16 protein-coding genes are annotated in these 21,810 nt (G+C 40.2%); 9 read left to right on the top strand and 7 right to left on the bottom strand.

Annotated elements, in window-relative coordinates; translation table 11 throughout:
• Window positions 1-60: 60 nt before the first annotated feature.
• The gene (locus LV92_RS04930; RefSeq protein ID WP_111622543.1) at window positions 61-1,110 is read left to right on the top strand and encodes a substrate-binding domain-containing protein; all 1,050 of its coding nucleotides are present in this window, start codon (window positions 61-63) and stop codon (window positions 1,108-1,110) included.
• Between the two features lie 110 nt (window positions 1,111-1,220).
• Here LV92_RS04930 and LV92_RS04925 read toward each other — a convergent pair whose 3' ends face one another.
• The 3 genes from LV92_RS04925 to LV92_RS04915 all read right to left on the bottom strand — a co-directional run bounded on the left by LV92_RS04925 (window position 1,221) and on the right by LV92_RS04915 (window position 7,422).
• Window positions 1,221-2,879, bottom strand: coding sequence for a RagB/SusD family nutrient uptake outer membrane protein (locus LV92_RS04925; protein WP_111622542.1), 1,659 nt, complete (start codon window positions 2,877-2,879; stop codon window positions 1,221-1,223).
• 45 nt (window positions 2,880-2,924) lie between these two features.
• On the bottom strand, window positions 2,925-5,996 hold the full coding sequence (locus tag LV92_RS04920) for a SusC/RagA family TonB-linked outer membrane protein (protein ID WP_111622541.1): 3,072 nt from the start codon (window positions 5,994-5,996) through the stop codon (window positions 2,925-2,927).
• Window positions 5,997-6,447: 451 nt separating this feature from the next.
• Window positions 6,448-7,422 (bottom strand): NAD(P)H-dependent flavin oxidoreductase, encoded by a 975-nt coding sequence (locus LV92_RS04915; RefSeq protein WP_111622540.1) that lies wholly within the window; start codon window positions 7,420-7,422, stop codon window positions 6,448-6,450.
• 137 nt (window positions 7,423-7,559) lie between these two features.
• Between LV92_RS04915 and LV92_RS04910 the strand changes: the two genes are divergently transcribed.
• Window positions 7,560-8,036: an acyl-CoA thioesterase gene (locus LV92_RS04910; RefSeq protein WP_111622539.1), complete on the top strand. Its 477-nt coding sequence runs from the start codon at window positions 7,560-7,562 to the stop codon at window positions 8,034-8,036.
• On the opposite strand, the gene LV92_RS04905 is transcribed toward LV92_RS04910, so the two are convergent.
• Complete coding sequence (locus LV92_RS04905; RefSeq protein ID WP_111622538.1) at window positions 8,020-8,913, bottom strand: DMT family transporter; 894 nt, start codon at window positions 8,911-8,913, stop codon at window positions 8,020-8,022. The two genes, LV92_RS04910 and LV92_RS04905, sit on opposite strands and share 17 nt — an antisense overlap.
• Window positions 8,910-9,263 (bottom strand): arsenate reductase family protein, encoded by a 354-nt coding sequence (locus LV92_RS04900; RefSeq protein ID WP_111622537.1) that lies wholly within the window; start codon window positions 9,261-9,263, stop codon window positions 8,910-8,912. Before LV92_RS04900 ends, LV92_RS04905 begins: the two co-directional genes overlap by 4 nt.
• Before the next feature lie 205 nt (window positions 9,264-9,468).
• Here LV92_RS04900 and LV92_RS04895 point away from each other — a divergent pair, with 205 nt between their 5' ends.
• Window positions 9,469-9,936, top strand: coding sequence for a DinB family protein (locus LV92_RS04895; protein WP_245946265.1), 468 nt, complete (start codon window positions 9,469-9,471; stop codon window positions 9,934-9,936).
• A gap of 8 nt (window positions 9,937-9,944) precedes the next feature.
• Here LV92_RS04895 and LV92_RS04890 read toward each other — a convergent pair whose 3' ends face one another.
• Window positions 9,945-10,688, bottom strand: a complete 744-nt coding sequence (locus LV92_RS04890) for a DUF3298 and DUF4163 domain-containing protein (protein WP_111622536.1) — start codon at window positions 10,686-10,688, stop codon at window positions 9,945-9,947.
• An 88-nt stretch (window positions 10,689-10,776) separates the two neighbouring features.
• On the opposite strand from LV92_RS04890, the gene LV92_RS04885 reads away from it, so the two are divergent.
• From LV92_RS04885 to LV92_RS04870, 4 genes are all read left to right on the top strand, one after another.
• Window positions 10,777-11,931 (top strand): cystathionine gamma-synthase, encoded by a 1,155-nt coding sequence (locus tag LV92_RS04885; protein WP_111622961.1) that lies wholly within the window; start codon window positions 10,777-10,779, stop codon window positions 11,929-11,931.
• A gap of 104 nt (window positions 11,932-12,035) precedes the next feature.
• On the top strand, window positions 12,036-13,379 hold the full coding sequence (gene gdhA / locus LV92_RS04880; RefSeq protein ID WP_111622535.1) for an NADP-specific glutamate dehydrogenase: 1,344 nt from the start codon (window positions 12,036-12,038) through the stop codon (window positions 13,377-13,379).
• A gap of 119 nt (window positions 13,380-13,498) precedes the next feature.
• Entirely contained in the window at window positions 13,499-14,218 is a 720-nt protein-coding gene (gene recO / locus LV92_RS04875) for a DNA repair protein RecO (RefSeq protein WP_111622534.1), read from the top strand.
• 1 nt (window position 14,219) lies between these two features.
• Entirely contained in the window at window positions 14,220-16,628 is a 2,409-nt protein-coding gene (locus LV92_RS04870; RefSeq protein ID WP_170126284.1) for a TonB-dependent receptor, read from the top strand.
• A gap of 55 nt (window positions 16,629-16,683) precedes the next feature.
• Here the strand turns inward: LV92_RS04870 and LV92_RS04865 are convergent, their stop codons facing one another.
• Entirely contained in the window at window positions 16,684-17,103 is a 420-nt protein-coding gene (locus LV92_RS04865; protein ID WP_146613513.1) for a hypothetical protein, read from the bottom strand.
• Between the two features lie 229 nt (window positions 17,104-17,332).
• Here LV92_RS04865 and LV92_RS04860 point away from each other — a divergent pair, with 229 nt between their 5' ends.
• Together LV92_RS04860 and ileS are read left to right on the top strand one after the other, a co-directional pair.
• Window positions 17,333-18,280 carry a DUF4382 domain-containing protein gene (locus LV92_RS04860; RefSeq protein WP_111622531.1) on the top strand — a complete coding sequence of 316 codons (948 nt, stop codon included), beginning with the start codon at window positions 17,333-17,335 and terminating at the stop codon, window positions 18,278-18,280.
• A gap of 126 nt (window positions 18,281-18,406) precedes the next feature.
• Window positions 18,407-21,808 carry an isoleucine--tRNA ligase gene (gene ileS, locus LV92_RS04855; protein WP_111622530.1) on the top strand — a complete coding sequence of 1,134 codons (3,402 nt, stop codon included), beginning with the start codon at window positions 18,407-18,409 and terminating at the stop codon, window positions 21,806-21,808.
• Window positions 21,809-21,810 lie beyond the last annotated feature (2 nt).

The raw sequence follows: 21,810 nt of genomic DNA, 5'->3' as shown, positions 1-21,810 counted from the left end.
GTTGTAATTTTGCCGCCGTTTTATAATGCTCTTATATGGCTAATCTAAGGTAACAGGTCTATGGACAATCTTATCGGAATTAAACAAATTGCAAAACTTGCCAATGTCTCCATAGGCACTGTAGATAGGGTGTTACATGATAGGCCCGGGGTATCCGAGACAACACGTGAAAAAATAAAGGCTATTATCAAGGAAACCGGATATAAAAAGAATACGGTGGCCAGTCGCCTTAATTTGGCAGGACGAAAGAAAGTAAAAATTGCCGTGCTTATTCCGGAGGTGTCCAGTAATTGGAGTTATTGGGAACTGCCCAAAAAAGGCATTGAAAAGGCTGTGGAAGAATTAAGTGAGATGGGTATCCTTGTTTCATATTACTATTTTACCGACCCTTTCTCCTTTATAAAAATGGGCGATGCCATTATGAATAAAAAATATGACGCCCTGGTAACGGTCCCATTTTTTATGGCGGAATGCAACAATCTTTTAAGTAAGGCCAAAACCGAAAGGATTCCTGTAGTCTTTATGGATACAGAGATCAAACTGGATTACCCTTCCTATTTTATACGGCAGAATTCACATAATGCCGGAATGGTGGGAGCGAGGCTTTTACATGGATTGGTAGGCACTGAGGGACTCTATTTTGTAATTAATATTGTAACGGAGAGGGGATTGCACGCCAATAATCAACAAAGGGAAAATGGCTTTAGGGAATTTTTTGCAACGAATTTTAAGGGCAAGCCAATTTCCATTATGACTATTAATCATCCTATAGATCGACCTTTTGAAATTAATCCTGAAATAGAAAATTGGTTCAGGGATCCCAGGCGAAAAGGCATTTTTGTGACTAATGCAAGATCTTATTTAATTCCGGATATACTTAAGACCTATAATGTTTCCAATGTTTCTGTAGTTGGGTTTGATCTTCATCAAGACAATCTGAAATGTCTAAGAAAGCAGGAAATTGATTTTTTAATCAATCAAAAACCTGAATTTCAAGGGTATACTGCTATTAAGGGAATGTTTAAATTCCTTACGGAACAGGACCCTTCAGATTTAAATATGGATGTCCCCGTAGAAATAATTGTGGAGGAAAATTGCGATGCCTTTTAGGTAGCAGTCTCCCTTATCTCTTTAGTTACTGCTTATGATCGATAATAAAAATAGGCCTCCAAATATTTGGAGGCCTATTTAATTACTAACTCAATAACAACAACTTTATATTATTGTGGATATCCCGGATTTTGGGGATAACCTCCCAAGGTCCTGTCTATTTGTTCCTGTGGGATAGGTCTTACTACATGATAATCCTGTATGTTTGGAGCGGCTCCAGTATTGTACATCCTAGTACGTTCAACCAATTTCCCGGTACGGACCAGATCCCACCATCTCCAGCCTTCGCCAGTTAACTCTCGAGCTCTTTCATCCAATAGAAAGTCTAAGGTTACATCACTTGCGGTTATCTGACTTGCTACTTCTTGCCCTGGTACGGCAGCCCTCATTCTCACTACATTAATATCCTGTGAAGCACCGGAAGGATTGCTTTGTTTCAGTCTTGCTTCTGCGCGCAGCAGATAGGCATCACCCAATCTCATCAAGATAAAATCGCGTTGCCCATTTACTTTCTGACGATCAGGTCGGGTCGGGTCTATCCATTTGTTCATGGAAGGAAACAACCTTTCTGAATATTCATCGTTGGTAATAACAATATAGGCCTTGGTGTCCTGTAAAGATTGCGGCCAATCCATATCTTTTCCAGGGCCTGGTATGTAGATGGCAGTATCCCCTATAGATAGTGCAGCCCTTGCTGGCTCACTTCCACTAGCTTCAGTAGCCGGTTCATTCTTATTGGCGTACCATACATGTTTAAATGAAGCGTCGTATCGCGTATCCATGTCCCTGTCCCATAGCGTAAGCATAAAATCGGTAGGGCGATGCCTTTTCCATGGTCTACCATTTTCAGTATCTCTGGTCATTCCACGTCTAACGTCATATTCCATAAGGAAATACAAGTGCCCACGGTGACCATAAGGGTCAATATCGCTGTCTACCTGCGCCTTTGAATTGGAAATAACAAAGACCATTTCACTATTCCCCTCGTTCGTAATATCCCATAGATCGGCATAGTTATCCAATAGGGAAAAGCCATAATTGTTGATGACGTTACCAAATAAGGTTTCCGCCCTAGATGCGTCATTACTATCAGCAAAGGAGGTATAGCTACGCGTCAACAATGCCTTTCCCAAAAGAAATTCTGCGGCAGCCTTTGTAGCTCTACCATAGTCCGACTGTGAGTTGGGAAGGTTGGCAATGGCAAATTCAAGGTCGGGGACAATGGCTTGGCTATAAATTTCTGTTTGGGCAGTTTTATTGGCCTCTACTTGTACGCCTTCGGTTTCCTCCAAGCTAAGATGTGCATCACCAAAGGTGGTCACTACTTGAAAATAATAAAGAGCCCTTAAAAAACGGACTTCCGCTATGCGCAAGTTTTTCTGCGTTTCTTCCATGTCCACATTCGTGGAACGATTGATAACACCATTGGCTTGATTTATTCCCCTGTACCAAGTGGCCCAAGATTCCTGTACATAACTCTCGGCACTGTTAAGTCCGGTATCGTAAAAGTTGAAGACTTTATGGCCACCATCTGCACCGTTTGTCCAGATATCTGTTCCAAAAGTAGTCATCGCAAAGCCCATCTCCTGTCCGTAAAAAGGTTTTAAAAATGAGTAGGTTGCTTTAACAGCATCTTCAAGTCCTTTTTCCGTGGTGTAGTAAGAGGCTGCCGAGACGTCGGTTACCAATTCCTCATCAAGTGAATCGGAGCAGGAATGGGCCAGGAGCCCAAGGGCCAAAAACCATATATAATATATTTTTCTTTTCATGATATTTTAAATTTATATTTTTTTAAACCGTGTTTATGCTTAATGTTAAAACTTGGCGCTTAAGGACAAGGAATACATTTTGTTACTAGGGACTATCCCGCTACCCGCCGAAACAGCGTCTTCGGAAATTTCTGGATCGAAGGTTTCGTAATCTGTAATAATCAATAGATTCTGACCGGAAAGGGTTAACTTTAGTTCCTGCATTCCCAGTTTCTCTATAATTGATTTTGGTAGGTTGTACGCCAAAGAGACATTACGTAGTTTAATAAAACTAGAATCAAAATACCTAAGGGTAGACCCGTTTCTTGGACTTTCCTGATTCTCGTTAGGTCTTGGATTGGCGTTGCTAGGATTGTCTATGGTCCAGTAATCTACATCCAAATTGTTATAACGGGCAAACAAGGAATTGTTACTGGCATGAAAGTCCGATCTAATCGTTTGGCCTTGACGGAAAAAGAAGAAAACGCCCAGTTCCAATCCTTTATAGGAAAATTTGTTGTTAAAACCTCCGTAAAAATCAGGGGTATCGGTACCTAAAATCTTACGATCATCAGGGGTGATAAGTCCATCGCCATCTAAATCATTTAGTCGGATTTCCCCAGGTACTTTTTGCTCTTGGGAATTGGCCAAAGCCTCTTCATCTGCCTGATAAATCCCTATTTTTTCATAGTCGTACCACACTCTGATCGGTTGTCCAATAAACCAATTGTTACCAATATCATCTACAGGATTTCCGTTTTCATCCTTTAAAGCCAATTCAATGATTTCTTCTTTATAACCAGCTACGTTAAAATCCATTTTCCAAGAGAATCCATTGGGATTATCCAAGATACCGGCACTAACCGCAAATTCCAAACCTTGGGTACGTGTGGCACCAATGTTCTGTAAAATACTATTGTATCCCGAAGTAAATGGTAGACTTCTGTCTAAAAGGATGTCCACTGTGTTTGTTCTAAACCAATCTACTGCACCATTGATACGCCCATTAAAGAGGCCGTAATCAACACCTATATCCAAGGTTTTCGATACTTCCCAGCCCAAAGCTGCATTGGGTATTTCCGAAAGTGCAAAACCAAGTGCGGATTCCTCTCCAAAGGCATAGGCGGTACCTTGTAGCCTTCCAGCAGTTTGATAGGGAGCTACGGAAGTGTTACCCACTTCCCCATAAGAAGCCCTTAGTTTTAACTCGGATATAGCCGATTCTGCCATAAAGGATTCTTGTGAAATTCTCCAACCAGCGGAAACGCCAGGGAAGTAGTTCCATTTGTTACCTTCGGCCAGTCTTGAAGAGCCATCCGCCCTTAAAGAGGCTTGGAACAAATATTTACCAGCAATATCATAATTTATTCTGCCCATAAAGGAATTCAGCGTCCATTCTGATAAGGAGGAATCTACAATACTGTTATCAGCAGATCCTAAATTATAAAAAGCTTGCGACTCATAGGGTATGCCTGTTACGGATGCATTGGAGAATTCAGATCGTGAGTTCTGAGTACTCTGTAACAAGGTTACCTTTAAATTATGATTACCTGCAATCTCGGTACCAAAGGTCAATAGATTTTCCAAGGTATATCCGAAAGTATCAAAATGGGTGATAGAAGCATCGCCTGGACCACCTCTGTTATCATTTGTTAAACTACCCCTGAATTGGCCTCGTCTACCAATTCGAATATCTGGACCAAAAGTGGTGGTCCAATTTAATCCTTCCGCTATGTTTATATCTAAAAAGATGGGGGCAAAAATACGTGTAAACTTTCTTTCATCTATGTAGGCGCCATCCACCAGTTCATTCAACGGGTTGGTTCGTATACCATCATTGGTAGGCAAGAATAAGAGGTTGCCCTCATCATCATACGGTACTCCCAAAGGGTTAATAGCCAATGCTTCGCCCATAGTGGCGTTGGAGCCCCAATTCTGAACGGAATTTGAAATTAAAAACGAGGCGCCAATCTTAAATGTATTATTGATTCTGTGATCAATATTGATCCTACCAGAAAAGCGCTCGTAATCTTGGTTACTTATAATACCTTGCTCCTTAAAATAACCAATGGAAGAGTTGAACGTAGTATTTTCTGATCCTCCGCTCACTCCTAATTGATGATTGGTCTGATATCCATTTCCTACTACTAAATCAATCCAATCTGTTGATCTTCCTTCTTCAATGGACTTTAATTCTACTGGGTCAAAAAAGACATCTACATCCGCAGGGATGGTTCCGTTCCAAGATGAACGTCTAGCTTCCCTTTTCATTTCCGCGTACTCTTGCCCGTTCATCATGTCTACCAATCGCGCGGCCGACGTAAGTCCAATCTGGCTGCTATAACGAACCTGTGTCTTGCCGACTTTTCCGCGGTTGGTGGATACTAGGATAACACCGTTTGCACCCCGAGATCCATAAACAGCTGTAGCAGCCGCATCCTTTAGAATTTGCATTGAGGCAATATCTTGAGGGTTGATATCGGACATTGATTCCGAACCGTCAATTAATGGAATTCCATCTACCACATATAATGGGTCATTGGAAGCGGTGATAGATCGTCTACCCCTTATACGTACGGTCGAAGTTTGCCCCGGTCTTCCTCCCGAAGCCTGGATGTCTACCCCAGAAATTTGCCCTTTAACGGCATCTATACTACTTGAGGTTTGGACAATACCTAATTGTTCGGCATCTACAGATGCGATTGCTGCGGTAACCTCGCCCTTCTTTTGAGTACCATAACCCACAACTACCACTTCATCCAATAAACTGGAATCAACTTCTAAGGAAGCGTTGAGGGTGCTTTTGCCGTTTACGGCAATTTCTTTGGGTGTAAAGCCAACATAACTGAATACCAATACGCCATTGGAGGCAGCATTAATGGTATAATTGCCATCAAAATCGGCCACTGTACCAACCGTTGTTCCTTTAACCACAATACTTGCACCTGGCAAAGGCACGCCCGAATCATCTGTTACTGTACCACTAACCTGTTGTTGAATGGACAGGCCGGAGTCCGTAATTGCATGAGATGTGCTGAACACACCTAAACACGCCAGCAAGGATAGCTGCAGAAAGATTTTCTTCCAAACAGGAACACACTGTCGTGCATGAATTGCTTCATTAATTTGTTTTTTCATAATTTGAGTTTTGAAGAGTTAGTTAAACGTTAAACATTGATTTTTGTTCGTTAACGTTAACGAATATAGTAAACTATTTTTTATAATATAAGGGAATTAATAAAATTTTTACGTTAAATTTTATTAATACTTAATATAATTCATATTATATTAATGAATTATTATTTTTTAACATAAATTAACTTAATGTTTTACGGAGGGGGTATGGGTTTGTTTTCTAGGAGAAATGGTTAATGTTTATCGGACGTCAGTAAGAAATCACTGGTGATAATGGTACGAATTTTAGGGCACGCTGGGTTCATCAAAAATTCAAGTGGACAAAGTTTTATGTCAAAACAGTATTTGCATTTATAGTTTGGGGATGCGGTAATATGGTAGGCTACTATATATAATAATTTGTCCCTATTATGTAAATGAACAGAAGGCAAAAATGAAAAAGGCTTTGAAATAATTATTTAGGATAGACTTCCAGGACCTTGATCTGTTCTTCAATAGCTAATTTAAATTCGGATTTAAGGTTCGTCACCAGTTCTGATACGGATTCGACGTTGTCAATAGTGGTGACTCCCTGTCCGGCAGACCAAATAGTTTTCCAAGCTTTGGCTTCCGTATTCAGCTCTTTTCCAAAATCTATTTTTCGGTCTTTTTTTAAATCTTCTTCCGTAATTCCCGCTGCCTTTAAGCTTGCTCCCAAAAAATTGGCATGTACACCAGATATGGCGGCAGTATAGACCACATCGCTGGCCCCGGCCTTGATAATCATTTGGCGATATTCCTCGGTAGCTTTACTTTCTTCGGTGTTTATAAATCGAGTGCCCATATAGGCCAAGTCTGCTCCCATCTGCAAGGCTGATGCTATATCCCTTCCGTTACTTATACAGCCGGAGAGTAAAATGGTTTTGTCGTAGAATTTCTTTATTTCGGCAACTAATGACATAGGGTTTATGGTGCCCGCGTGTCCTCCCGCACCAGCGGCTACCAAAATTAATCCGTCTACCCCGGCTTCTGCAGCTTTTTCCGCATGCCTTTTTTTAATGATATCATGAAATACCAGGCCACCATAACTATGTATGGCGTCTACTACCTGGGCCACTGCGCCCAAAGAGGTAATTATTAGCGGGACTTTATGTTTTATACAAACCTTTAAATCGGCTTCCAATCTGGGGTTGGTAGGGTGTACAATTAGATTCACCCCATAAGGAGCGGCTTTCTTTCCAGTTTCCTTTTCAAATTTCTTTAATTCGGTTTTAATCTCCACCAACCAATCCTCAAAACCTTCCGTACTACGTTGATTAAGGGCTGGAAAAGTACCCACTATTCCATTTTTACAGCATTCAATGACCAATTGTGGGCCAGATATAAGAAACATGGGTGCTGCTACTACGGGTAGTGCTAGTTCTTTTATGAAAGCGGCTTTTTTGCTCATTTGGATTGTGGTTTTAGTGAATTGAATATACTGGGATAACCCAAAAGTTACTAACTATTGTATTTAATTTTTTATAAAATATAGTACATTTGAATTATTATGCATGCATAATAATTCAAATGTACTAAATAAAAAGGATGTATTTAAAAGAATTCGAAATTCGATGGAGCGATGTAGATGCCAATCGCCATATGGCTAATTCTGCCTATTTAAATTTTATGAGCCATACAAGGATGTCTTTCTTGTTGGAAATTGGTTTTAACCAAAAGACAATGTCGCAGAACAATATTGGCCCAGTGGTATTCCATGAGCATGTCTATTATTTTAAGGAAGCATTTTTAGGAAAGCCGGTAAAGGTTTCCTTGGAGTTGGTAGGACTTAGTGAGGATGGAATGTTCTTTGAATTTCATCATAATTTTTACGATGGCAATGGAAAGAATTTTGCCCATTGCCAAATTATGGGTGCATGGATAGATTTAAAAACAAGAACCCTTACCGGTTTGGGTCATGAGTTTCTTGGGGCTTTTAACAAGGTACCAAAGGGAGACGGATTTAAGGTGCTTACCAAAGAGGATACCCGTAAGTTTTCGGTGCGTCCTAAGGACCTGGTTTAACTTTTTTGCTTACCAGATATACACCGATCAAAACCAAGACTATTGCCAAAAACTTAACCAAAGTAAGATGGTCTTTGCCGGCCACAATTGCAAATATGATTCCTATCAAGGGTTGCAGGTACATAAAAACACCTACTGTAGAGGCCTTTAATTGGGTAAGGGCAAAAACATTGAACAAATAGGTTAAAAAGGTAGTTCCAATGATAACAAAAGCAATAGCTCCAAGGGCTTCCCCAGGAAGATGGCTCCATTGTATCTCATTAAATTCTGTGAATGTTATGGGTAGTGTAATGATGAATCCAATTCCAAACATCCATTTCATTAGGGTGAAAGGGTGGTATTTTTCGAGGAGTTTTTTTACCAATATAAGGTAGAACCCATAGGATGTGGCATTTACCATAAATAGCAGGTTTCCCAATGGTATATTGGTGGCATCCTGTCTAATTTCAGCACCAAATAGAATTAATGCCAGTGCTCCTATCAAGCCCATAAAAACACCAATGCCCCGCTGAAGGGTAATTTTTTCCTTTATAAATAGAGCAGATAAGATTACAACAAGTATTGGCGTAATGGTAATGAGTACGGCACTATTTATCGGGGTGGAAAGGTCCAATCCCTTAAAGAACGATAGCATATTGATGCCCATTCCAAAGATGGCGCAAACCAGTAATCTGCCCCAATCCCTCCGTTCCAGTTTTTCTTTTGGACCGAAAAAGGAAATGCCCCAGAATAGTAGGGTTGCCCCGAAAAGTCGCAGGAAAATAAATCCAAATGGTTTTACGTAGGTAGGCATCACCCCCTTGGCAATGGTGTGGTTTATGCCATAAATGGTGGTCGCCCCAAAGGCGGCCAAAATAGCAAGGGTTCGTCTACTCACGAATTTATTTTTGCTTTGGCTGAAGCCACAACAGCCTTGCTATTTCCTACAAAAATATCGTTATCAATAATGATAACCGGGCGTTTTAAAAAGGTATAGTGTTCAAGAATTAGTGCCTTGTAGTCTGCTTCGGATAATTTTTGTTCCTTTAAATTTCGCTCTTTGTAAAGTCGCGCACGCTTGCTGAACAAGCTCTCGTAGCTCCCAGATAATCGGGCCATGCTTTCCAATTGGTCCGGTGTAATAGCCTCGTTTTTTATATCTTGAAGCATAAAATTTTTGGAGGGTTCCAAATCTTTTAAAATCCTTTGGCAGGTATCACAAGTACTCAGGTGAAATATTTTTTTCATGTGTATTTTTTATTCCTTTTAGAGGTCACATGAAACCATTTATGATTAAAATAACAATTAAATGCCAATGGGTAAGATTATTTTAATCTTGGCGGTTTCATTTTGTAAATCTGTTCCTTCCTATATTTTGCCTTGCAAAGAAACCCAATTACATTGAATTGTACTATTTTTAGCGGCAATTGTAAAAAAATAATAACCGAAAATTATGTCAACTTTGGAAAATGCATTCGAGGTAACGCTTCAAAACAGAAAAAGACTATATAAATTTTTAAAAGAGACTCCAATGGAGGTTCTTCTAGAAATTCCCCATGGCTTCCGCAACAATATTTGGTGGAATATTGCCCATGTTGTAGTTACCCAACAACTTCTGGTGTACAAATTTAGTGGACAGCCCATGCGGGTGAATGATGCCTTGGTGGAAAAATTTAAAAAGGGTACTATGCCGGATGGTACTGCTACAGGGGAGGAGATTAATCAAGTGGCAGATTTATTATTGTCCACTGTTGAATGGATGCAAGAGGACTATGCGAAAGGACTATTTAAGGGTTATACGGAATACACTACCAGTGCCAATGTTACCCTAAGCTCGGTGGATGATGCCATTATTTTTAATGTTTATCACGAAGGACTTCATCTTGGGGCCATTTTATCCTTAATGAAGGTTGTATCCTAGGCTGGGATTTATAATGTCTTCTTAAATTTTAAGTAGGGCTCTAATTCTTTGAATTTCAGGGTTAAAATAATTGGGCCGTCCGCATAGGAGGCAACTTCATACTGTTCGTAGAACAATTGTAGGCCTTCTTGGGTAAACCCAATATTCTCCGGAAGGTAAAATTCGTCATCCTCAAACATAAAACCAGTAGCATTTATTGAGCCGTTAGCTGGAATTTTTTCTTGGTCCCTAAATTTGCCTTCGGCAAAACTTTGAAATTCCAAAGGATCATTAAATAATTCCATGGTTTCTATTTCCAGGCCTTTTGCCTTGTCAAAATTTAAAAATCGGGTAGAGGAAAAACCGTGAGCCCCACCGGTAAAGGAATAGGAACTGACTTGTATGGTCAGTATATTTTTATCCTCATAGGTTACTTTGCCTTCAATATCGGCCTCCCAGCCAACCGGCTCATCGGGATACATTTTTTTTAATTCCAAATATCCGTTCTTAAAGGATTGGATAGCTTCCTCTATGTTGGTGGCTTCTATTTCATCATCATAAATGAGCAAGGATATCACCTCCTCATTTACCGAGTTGTTTATGATGTTGCTTATAGGTTTGTCATCCAAGGCTTTAGGAATTTGGATGGTTACCTTAGGACAACTGTTACAATTTTCTGTTGTAAACTTAAGGGGTTCAAAAGTGAGTCGATCATCCTTTTCACAATTCCATATAAATAAAACGATCAATAAATAAGCGAATCTAATCTTCATTAAAGCGATTGTTTTAGAAAGGTACAAAGCTACAATATCATTGTATTCCCAAAAAGATAAAGGTACATTTGTGTATAGAAATTTAGTTATGGGTAAAATACAATTAAAATTCAATAGCAGGACAATTCATGGGGGACAGGCGCCCGATGAGGCATATGGCGCGGTTATGCCCCCCATCTATCAAACATCTACCTACGCCCAAAGTACTCCGGGCGGGCATAAGGGTTATGAATATTCCAGAAGTGCCAATCCAACAAGAACGGCATTGGAGAATTCCTTGGCCAGTATTGAGAATGGGAATTATGGTTTGGCTTTTGGTAGTGGATTGGCGGCCATTGACGCGGTTATAAAATTATTGAGCCCTGGGGACGAGGTAATTTCCACCAGTGACCTGTATGGGGGCAGTTATCGGATTTTCAAAAAAATATTCGAAAAGTTCGGAATCGTTTTCCATTTTGTTGGGATGCAGGATACGGGGGAGATAGCCAAACACATTAGTAGTAAAACCAAGCTTATTTGGGTGGAGACCCCTACTAATCCAATGATGAATATTATTGATATTATGTCGGTTTCCCAATTGGCAAGGAAACATAGGATCCTGCTTGCTGTGGACAACACTTTTGCGACGCCTTATCTGCAGCTTCCTTTGGATTTGGGGGCCGACATTGTAATGCACTCGGCCACAAAATACCTTGGGGGTCATAGCGATGTGGTCCTGGGGGCACTGGTAGTCAGGGATAAGGAATTGGCGGACCAATTGTATTTTATTCAAAATGCAAGCGGTGCCGTGTGTGGACCAATGGATAGCTTTTTGGTGCTGAGGGGCATAAAAACTTTACATGTAAGGATGCAGAGACACTGCGAAAATGGTAGAGCAGTGGCAGAATATTTAGTAAATCATCCTAAAATTGAAAAGGTATTTTGGCCAGGGTTTCCTGAGCACCCCAATCATGAAGTGGCAAAAAGCCAAATGAAGGATTTTGGGGGAATGATTTCCTTTGTTCCAAAAGGGGGCAATTACCAAGATGCCATTAAAATTGTTGAAAAACTACAGCTATTTACCTTAGCAGAATCCTTGGGCGGAGTGGAAAGTTTGGCAGGTCATCCGGCCAGTATGACCCACGCCAGTATCCCGAAGGAGGAAAGGGAAAAAAGTGGAGTGGTAGATGCCTTGATAAGACTAAGTGTGGGCATAGAGGATAAGGAAGATTTAATTGAGGATTTGCGTCAGGCTATAGAATAAATATTTTGTCAAATTTTGAAAATAATAGGGTTTACATTATAGAAATACTATAATTTTGCCCTTAAACTCAATATTTATCAACAATTAGCAATAAAAAAGATTTTATGGAAGACAAGATAAATGCTTTTATGGATGAGGTAAAAGGGCGTAATAGCCATGAGCCGGAATTCATACAAGCTGTGCAAGAAGTTGCAGAAACAGTTATTCCTTACATTAGTAATAATGAAATTTACAATGGCAAGAATATATTATTAAGAATGGTGGAGCCGGAAAGGTTAATTTCCTTTAGGGTTTCCTGGGTGGATGATGACGGTGAAATACATGTAAATAGAGGCTATAGGATTCAAATGAATTCTGCCATTGGCCCTTATAAAGGAGGGCTTAGGTTTCATCCTACCGTAAACGCAAGTGTTTTAAAATTCCTGGCCTTTGAGCAGGTTTTCAAAAATAGCCTAACTACCCTGCCTATGGGTGGTGGCAAAGGAGGATCCGATTTTGATCCAAAAGGAAAATCGGATGATGAGGTAATGCGTTTTTGCCATGCGTTTATGACAGAGCTATGTAGGCACATTGGCCCCAATACCGACGTTCCTGCAGGTGATATTGGTGTTGGTGCAAGGGAAATAGGCTTTCTGTTCGGAATGTATAAAAAGATCAGAAATGAGTTTACCGGGGTATTGACCGGCAAGGGTCTTTCTTGGGGCGGTTCTAAAATACGACCTGAGGCTACGGGATATGGAACCGTTTATTTTGCCCAAAGTATGTTGCAATCCAAAAAGGACGATGTTAAGGGAAAGACCGTGGTCATTTCCGGATCTGGAAACGTTGCGCAATATGCTGCTGAAAAAGTGATTCAATTGGGGGGTAAAGTAGTTACCCTTTCAGATTCTGGTGGTTATATTTACGACAAGGATGGTATTGATGAGGAAAAATTGGCCTTCGTTATGGATATTAAAAACAAAAATCGCGGAAGAATATCAGATTATTTGGATAAGTATACATCCGCAGAATTCCATAAAGGAAAGACACCTTGGGAGGTGCCATGCACTATAGCCTTACCCTGTGCAACCCAAAATGAGTTGGACGGGAAGGATGCCAAGACCTTACTGAAAAATGGATGTATCTGTGTGGCCGAAGGAGCAAATATGCCATCAACCCCGGAAGCAATACATGCCTTTCATGAAGCTAGAATACTATTTGCCCCGGGAAAAGCGTCCAACGCTGGTGGGGTGGCCACCTCAGGTTTGGAAATGTCACAGAACTCATTGCGCATTAGTTGGACGCGTGAAGAGGTAGATGAACGTCTTCAAAAAATAATGAAGGATATTCATGATTCCTGTATAGAATATGGAAAGGACGACGATGGCTATTGTAACTACGTAAAAGGAGCAAATATTGCCGGGTTTGTAAAAGTTGCCGACGCTATGTTGGCGCAGGGAGTGATATAAGTTTTAATAAGTCGACATTAAGTCGAGCTATTTTAATTATGAGCAATTTTCAAGACCCTTAAGGTTTTCATGACCTTAAGGGTCTCTTTGTGTTATCTTTGCTCCCAGATATATTTGTAATGCAGGTTGCTACCAAAGGAATTGTTTTAACGGCTATTAAATATGGAGATACCAGTTTAATTGTCAGGATATTTACTTTTTCTGATGGAATAAAATCCTATCTGTTGAGAGGGATTCTGGCTTCAAAAAAAGGGAAGTTAAAAACCGCCTACTTTCAGCCTTTGCTTCAATTGGACCTAATTGCTTCACATAAAAACAAGGGAACCTTGGAAAGCATTACCGAAGCCAAGGTAGGTTATCATTATCAGTCGCTGCACACGGATATTGCCAAGAATGCCCTAACATTTTTTTTGGCAGAAATGTTGGGCAATAGCATTCACGAGGAAGAGGCCAATGAAAGTCTGTTTAATTTTATTGAAGCGGCCTTGCAATGGTTGGATGCCCATGATGAAGTTGCCAATTTTCACCTCTATTTTGTACTGTCATTGACCAAGTATTTTGGTTTTTACCCGGACACCAATAATATGGACTATTTGTATTTTGACCTTTTGGAGGGAGAGTTTATAAAAGTACCATCATTGAACCCAATCCTGAAAGGGGAGAATTTAGAACACTTTAAAGAGCTTTTGGGCATAAATTTTGATGCAATACATTCTATTAAACTTAACAAAAAGAACCGTCAGGAGCTCTTGAAAAATCTTGTCCTTTATTTTGAATTACATTTGCAGGGATTTAGAAAACCGAAGTCATTGGCCGTGTTAAATGAAGTTTTTAGCTGATATGCAAAAAATAGTTTTCATAGTTGTCCTCCTTTTATTTAAAGGTGCATTGGGGCAGGAAATTGTTATTTTGGACGAGGAAGACCATCAGCCGATTCCCAATGTTATTGTTTATAATTGGGATAAATCCAGAACGGCCCTTTCCGATTTTGACGGCAAATGTGACCTTTCTAAATTTGATCAGGGAGAACGGATTACCTTCACGCATATTGGTTACCAAAACTATAGAAGTACAAAGTCCAATGTGCTTAGAAAGGGAAAGCTCTACCTAGCATTGACTGCCGAGCAGTTGGATGAGGTGGTGATGTCTATCTCTAAATGGGAGCAGCAGAAAAAGGACATTCCTCAGAAAATATCGCTGATGAATGCCAAAACCATAGAATTTACAGCCTCCCAAACTTCGGCAGATCTCCTTCAAAATAGCGGAAAAGTGTTTGTCCAGAAAAGTCAGCTTGGAGGGGGTAGTCCTATGATACGGGGTTTTGCCACAAATAGATTGTTGCTTTCAGTAGACGGTGTTCGCATGAACAATGCCATATTCAGAGGGGGTAACATTCAAAATGTGATTTCAATAGACCCCTTTACCATTAAAAGTACCGAGGTGATTTTTGGGCCTGGATCTGTAATTTACGGTTCTGATGCTATTGGAGGGGTTATGAATTTTTACACCAACAATCCTCAATTTTCAAAGACGGATAGTTTACAGTTCTTTGGGAAATCAAATTATAGGTATTCATCGGCCAATAACGAAAATACGGTTCATGTAGATTTCAATTTGGGCAAAAGGGAATGGGCGTTTTTGAGCAGCCTTACCTATAACAACTTTGGAGATCTTAAAATGGGTACCCATGGACCATCTTCTTACTTAAGGAACAATTACGTGGTTACTGAAAATGGGCAGGACGGGTTACGGGAAAATGAGAACACCAAAAAGCAGGTACCTACCGGGTATGATCAAATTAATTTAATGCAAAAAGTGCTCTTTAGGCCCAATAGCAATTGGAATATCAATCTAAGCGCATATTACTCAGAAACTTCCGATTATTCCAGATATGATAGGCTTATTAGACCGTCAAAGGACGGATTGGGCCTACGCTCCGCAGAATGGAATTACGGCCCCCAGAAATGGTTTATGGGAAACCTGCAATTTTATAAAAACGGCAAGGGAAAGTTTTATGATGGATTAAAAATAACCACCGCCTATCAAAATTTTGTGGAATGTAGGAACGACAGGGATTTTGGGGAGGACATAAGATATAGCACCAAGGAGAATGTAGATGCTATTTCTGCCAACGTGGATTTTGAAAATAAACGTATTGGAAATCTTAGGCTTTACTATGGGGGGGAATACATTTTTAATAAAATTGGCTCTACAGGAAATGAGTATAATATAGAGACTATGGTTACCTCTCCTAGTGCATCCAGGTATCCGGACAATTCTACCTGGCAAACCCTTGCAGGTTATATTAGTGGTGAACTAAAGGCCAAGCCTAACTTTACATTTCTATCCGGGCTTAGATATAGCCATGTTTGGATCGATGCAATTTTTGACCAAACCTTTTATTCTTTTCCCTTTAACGATGCCGATCTTAGTACAGGAGCTTTAACAGGAAGCTTGGGATTTAGTTGGTTTCCGAAAGCGGATTTACAGTTGACCTTCAATGGATCTACAGGTTTTAGGGCCCCGAACATAGATGATGTTGGTAAGATATTTGACTCGGAACCCGGGTCCGTGGTAGTTCCCAATCCGGATTTGGAACCTGAGTATGCCTATAACTTGGAAGTAGGGATCCAGAAGAATTTTAATGATAGACTTATGTTAAAGGGAGCCTCCTTTTATACTTATTTGGTAGATGCTCTTGTACGACGGGACTTTCAATTTAATGGGCATGGTGAAATAATGTACAATGGGGAATTACATAATGTCCAGGCAATACAGAATGCTGCAAAGGCCTATGTTTACGGTTTTGAATTTGGATTGGATGCCTTTTTAACCGAAAGCTTGTCTGTGAACGCCAACCTTACCCTTACCGAGGGGATAGAGGAAGAGCAGGACGGTACGGATACCCCGGGTAGACATGTGGCCCCAACTTTTGGCGATTTTCATATAGTTTGGAAGAACCAAAAACTGAAAACCGATCTCTTTGCCAACTTTAACGGGGAAATCAGTTCAAGGGACATGGCAATGTCCGAAATAACAAAGGACTATATATATGCAGTAGATGCGGACGGCAATCCTTACTCCCCATCCTGGTATACCTTAAACTTTAGATCACAGTATCAACTCTCCAATGCTTTTAAACTTACAGCAAATTTGGAAAATATTACCGATCAAAGGTATCGTTCCTATTCATCCGGAATCGTGGCCCCGGGAATCAATTTAATTTTGGGTGTGGGCTATACGTTTTAAAAAAAAAGTCCGGTATATGTATACCGGACTAAAGTTTTAATTGGAATAGGGAAAACTATTCCTGTATTTTCTCCTTTGCCTCTTTGGCAGCGGCCTTGGTTTTCTCTGCAGCCTTGGTAGCGGCATCTTTCACCTCGTCACCCACCTCTTTGGCAGCAGCTTTGGTTTTGTCTACTGCATCGGTAGCAGCACCCTTAATATCCTCTCCTACTTCCTTGGCAGTATCACCGGCCTTGTCCATGGCCTCGTTACCGGCCTCTTTCATATCCTCTCCCATTTCTTTTGCATCGTCCATGGCTTCGGAGGCTGCACCTTTTACATCTTCCCCAACTTTCTGCATATCCTCACCAACTTCTTTTAATGCTTCATTTGTTTCTTCCATAGCATCCTTGGCCTTATCCTTTGTTTCTCTACACGATACAAATGAAATACTGAGGGCTATCATCAAAATTGAACTTAAAATTACTTTTTTCATATTTTTTGCTTTAGAAATTAATTTGAATCTGATATCAATATATACGGATGAATTGGAGATAAAGACCATATTTATCGCTCCAGGGCAGAAAAAATATGTAAGAAAATTAATCATTTAGAATTCTGAAAATCAGGTTTCTAGGCAAGAATCAATTTTTTGGGGGAGATTTTGTAGGTAGGGGAAGACTGGTCTTGGTTGTTATATAGGCAAATGTTTAAAATAAATTATTATGAAGAATTATTTAAAGATTTCAGGATTAGCTTTAATAGCTTTAGTAGGGATGATGTCATGTGGCAAAAACGACGATGATGCCATGGAGGGGGAATCGTATAATACATCCTTTGAAGTTACAGATGCACCCATAGATAAGGCCGAGGTAGAAGCGGCTTTTGTTACTATTACCAATGTTTCCGTAGACGGAAAGTCTCTAGAGGGATTCACTGCAACAACAATAAACCTTGCCGCTTTGGTAAATGGTAAAACTGAGGCTTTGGGGAACTTGGACCTACAGGCAAAATCTTATTCCAGTATCGTTTTTGAATTGGATTTTGATAAGGATGTGAACGGTGATGCTCCAGGTTGTTACGTAGAGAAGGCCAATGGGGAAAAAGATGCCTTGGTTGCTTCTTCAAACAAAATTACCATTAATGATTCCTTTGAGGTGTTGGCCAATGCCACTAATGTTATTGTGATAGATTTCGACCTTAGAAAAACTATTAAGGAAGAGAAAGATGGATTGTCCAGCGATTTCAATTTTGTTACCATGGCAGAGCTTACTGCAGGAATAAGAACGGTAAATACAGAATTGACCGGAAAAATTTCAGGGAGTGTCAACGATGCTAATAATACATCGGACAAGATTATTGTCTATGCTTATGAAAAAGGAACTTTCAATGCCGATGTTGAAACACAGGGAAAAGGGGAAAGCGAAGTTACCTTTGCCAATGCCGTAACCAGTGGAGAAGTAAAAAGCTTAAGCGGATCTTATAGTCTGGATTTCTTGGAAGAAGGGGAATACGAATTAATTTTTGCGTCCTATAGGGAAGATGACAATAGCGAGTTCTACTTCAATGCTTTGTTGAATGTAGAGTCGACCACAGGCCTTAATTTAGGGGCTATAGAGATAAGCTCGGCCATCCAAATAAGCGCAAATGTTACCGTAACCGGGACAAAATAATTTTAACAAACTATAAAAATTCTAAAAAGCTCCTTTTCAAAGGGGCTTTTTGCTTTTAACAGAATCTTTTTACGCTAAAAATCATTAGTTTTGCAAACTTAAAATGTAGCATTAGAAGCTGTTATTATGAAGTTTGCAGAATACAAGGGTTTAGATTTACCGAAAGTGGCTGAGGAGGTATTGCACTATTGGAAGGAGAACAATGTTTTTGAGAAAAGTGTCACAAGCAGGGAAGGGAAGGATAGTTTTGTTTTCTATGAAGGACCACCTTCTGCAAATGGATTGCCTGGTATTCACCATGTAATGGCCAGGACCATCAAGGATATTTTTCCACGCTATAAGACCATGAAGGGTTTTCAGGTAAAGCGAAAGGCCGGATGGGATACCCACGGACTTCCCATTGAATTGGGAGTGGAGAAGGAATTGGGAATTACCAAGGAAGACATAGGCACCAAAATATCCGTTGAAGAATACAATGCAGCCTGCAAGAAGGCTGTTATGCGCTATACCGATGTATGGAACGCCATGACCGAAAGAGTAGGCTATTGGGTAGATATGGAGGACCCATATATTACCTACAAATCCAAATATATGGAATCTGTGTGGTGGTTGCTCAAGCAGATTTATGACAAAGGACTTATTTATAAGGGATATACCATTCAACCCTATTCCCCAAAGGCAGGAACCGGATTAAGCTCCCATGAGCTAAATCAACCGGGTACCTATCAAGATGTTACGGATACCACCGTGGTGGCACAGTTTAAAGCGGATAAAGCGACCTTGCCACAGAATTTGAAGGACCTAGCCGGGGATGTGTTCTTTTTGGCATGGACGACCACCCCTTGGACCTTGCCGTCCAATACGGCATTGACCGTTGGTCCTAAGATTGATTATGTAGTAGTGAAAACCTTCAATCAATATACCTTTGAACCCATGCATGTTGTCTTGGCCAAATCTTTGGTAGGAAAGCAATTTAGCGGTAAATTTTTTGAAGCAGAAGACGATGCCGACTTTGAGAAATACTCTTCAACAGATAAGAAAATACCCTATCAAATTGTAGAAAGTGTCAAAGGGCAGGAACTTGTTGGATTAAAATATGAGCAACTGTTGGACTATGCACTGCCTTACCAAAATCCAGAGAATGCCTTCAGGGTAATTGCAGGTGATTTTGTTACCACAGAAGATGGTACTGGTATTGTACATACGGCGCCAACTTTTGGGGCAGATGATGCCTTGGTAGCAAAATTGGCGGAACCGGAAGTACCGCCTATGTTGGTTTTGGATGAAAATAACAATCCAGTTCCATTAGTGGATCTTCAGGGTAGATTTAGACCCGAAATGGGAGAGTATGCCGGTAAATACGTTAAAAACGAGTACTATGACGATGGTGAGGCTCCAGAGCGGTCTGTAGATGTAGAGATCGCCATCAAACTAAAAGAAGAAAACAGGGCCTTTAAGGTAGAAAAATACGTTCACAGCTATCCTAATTGCTGGCGTACGGATAAGCCTATCCTCTACTATCCCTTGGATTCATGGTTTATAAAGGTCACCGATATCAAGGATAGGATGTTCGATCTTAACCAAACCATTAATTGGAAACCCAAGGCTACAGGAGAAGGAAGATTTGGCAATTGGCTGGCCAATGCCAATGATTGGAACCTGTCCCGTTCACGTTATTGGGGTATTCCCTTACCCATTTGGCGTACCGAAGATGGCAAGGAAGAATTGATGATAGGTTCTGTGGCCGAACTTAAGTTAGAAATGCAAAAAGCCTTAAAAGCGGGAGTTCTTGAAAAAGATATTTTTGAGGATTTTGTTATAAGTGATATGAGCGAGGCCAATTATGATAAAATAGACCTTCATAAAAATATTGTAGATCAAATAACCTTGGTGTCGCCCTCTGGAAAACCAATGAAACGCGAAAGCGACCTTATAGATGTTTGGTTCGATAGTGGTTCTATGCCCTATGCACAATGGCACTACCCATTTGAGAATAAGGACTTAATAGATGAAGGAAAGACTTTTCCGGCCGATTTTATAGCCGAAGGAGTTGATCAGACCCGTGGTTGGTTTTACACCTTGCATGCCATAGCCACCATGGTATTCGATTCTGTGGCTTATAAGAATGTTGTTTCCAATGGCCTGGTATTGGATAAAGAAGGTAAGAAAATGTCCAAGCGCTTGGGCAATGCAGTAGATCCTTTTGAGACCATGGATGAATTTGGGGCCGATGCCACTCGATGGTACATGATATCCAATGCAAATCCATGGGATAATTTAAAGTTCGATATAGAAGGTATCGCAGAGGTAAAACGTAAGTTTTTTGGTACCCTTTACAACACCTACTCATTTTTTGCGCTGTACACCAACATAGATGGATTTATTTATAGCGAAGAGGATATTCCCCTAAATGAAAGACCGGAAATAGACCAATGGATTTTATCGGAATTGCATTCCCTGATCAAAACTGTGGACGAGGCTTATGAAGATTACGAACCCACCAAGGCAACTAGGGCCATATCGGACTACGTACAGGAAAATCTTAGCAATTGGTATGTGCGTTTAAGTAGAAGGCGTTTTTGGAAAGGGGACTATCAAAAAGATAAAATATCGGCTTACCAAACCCTGTATACTTGTTTGACCACTGTAGCAAAACTATCAGCACCGGTGGCGCCATTTTATATGGATAGGTTATACAAAGATTTAACCATTACGACACAGAAAGAGCCTTTTGAAAGTGTACATTTGGCCGATTTTCCTATATATGATGCCTCAATGGTGAATAAGGAATTGGAAAGTAAAATGGCAAAGGCGCAGACCATATCATCCTTGGTCCTGTCCATTCGTCAGAAAGAAAAGATCAAAGTACGACAACCATTGCAAAAGATAATGATTCCGGTATTGGATAATAAACAAAGGTTGGAGATCGAGGCTGTTGCAGATTTGATAAAGTCCGAGGTGAATGTGAAAGAGATAGAATTGTTGGATGACGCTTCTGGAATTTTGGTTAAACAAATTAAGCCCAACTTTAAAACCTTGGGGCCAAAGTTTGGGAAGGATATGAAGTTGATTGCCAGTGCCGTAGCGCAATTGAATCAGGATGATATCCAAAAAATTGAACAGGAAGGCGAAATTTTGCTGCATTTTGATAATAAAAGTATTACTTTACAGTTACAGGATGTAGAAGTTTCCTCCCAAGATATAGAAGGTTGGTTGGTAGCAAGTTCAGGTCCAATAACGGTGGCCTTGGATATATCTATCAATGAGGACCTTAGAAAGGAAGGTATTGCTAGGGAACTAGTCAATAGAATTCAGAACCTTAGAAAGGAATCGGGTTTTGAAGTGACAGATAAAATAGATATTAAGTTATTGAAAAATGGATTTGTCCAGGATGCGGTAGAAAGTAATATTGCATATATTAAAACCGAAACCTTGGCAGCAGAACTTAATTTTGAAGAAAGCATGGACAATGGAATAGAAGTGTCTTTCGACGAAGTTAATACCAGATTGTTTATAGTAAAACACTAAGA

Source organism: Arenibacter echinorum, from assembly GCF_003259375.1.
Lineage (GTDB): Bacteria > Bacteroidota > Bacteroidia > Flavobacteriales > Flavobacteriaceae > Arenibacter > Arenibacter echinorum.
The sequence above is the reverse complement of the archived record's forward strand: the minus strand, read 5'-3'. Positions and strand labels throughout refer to the sequence as shown.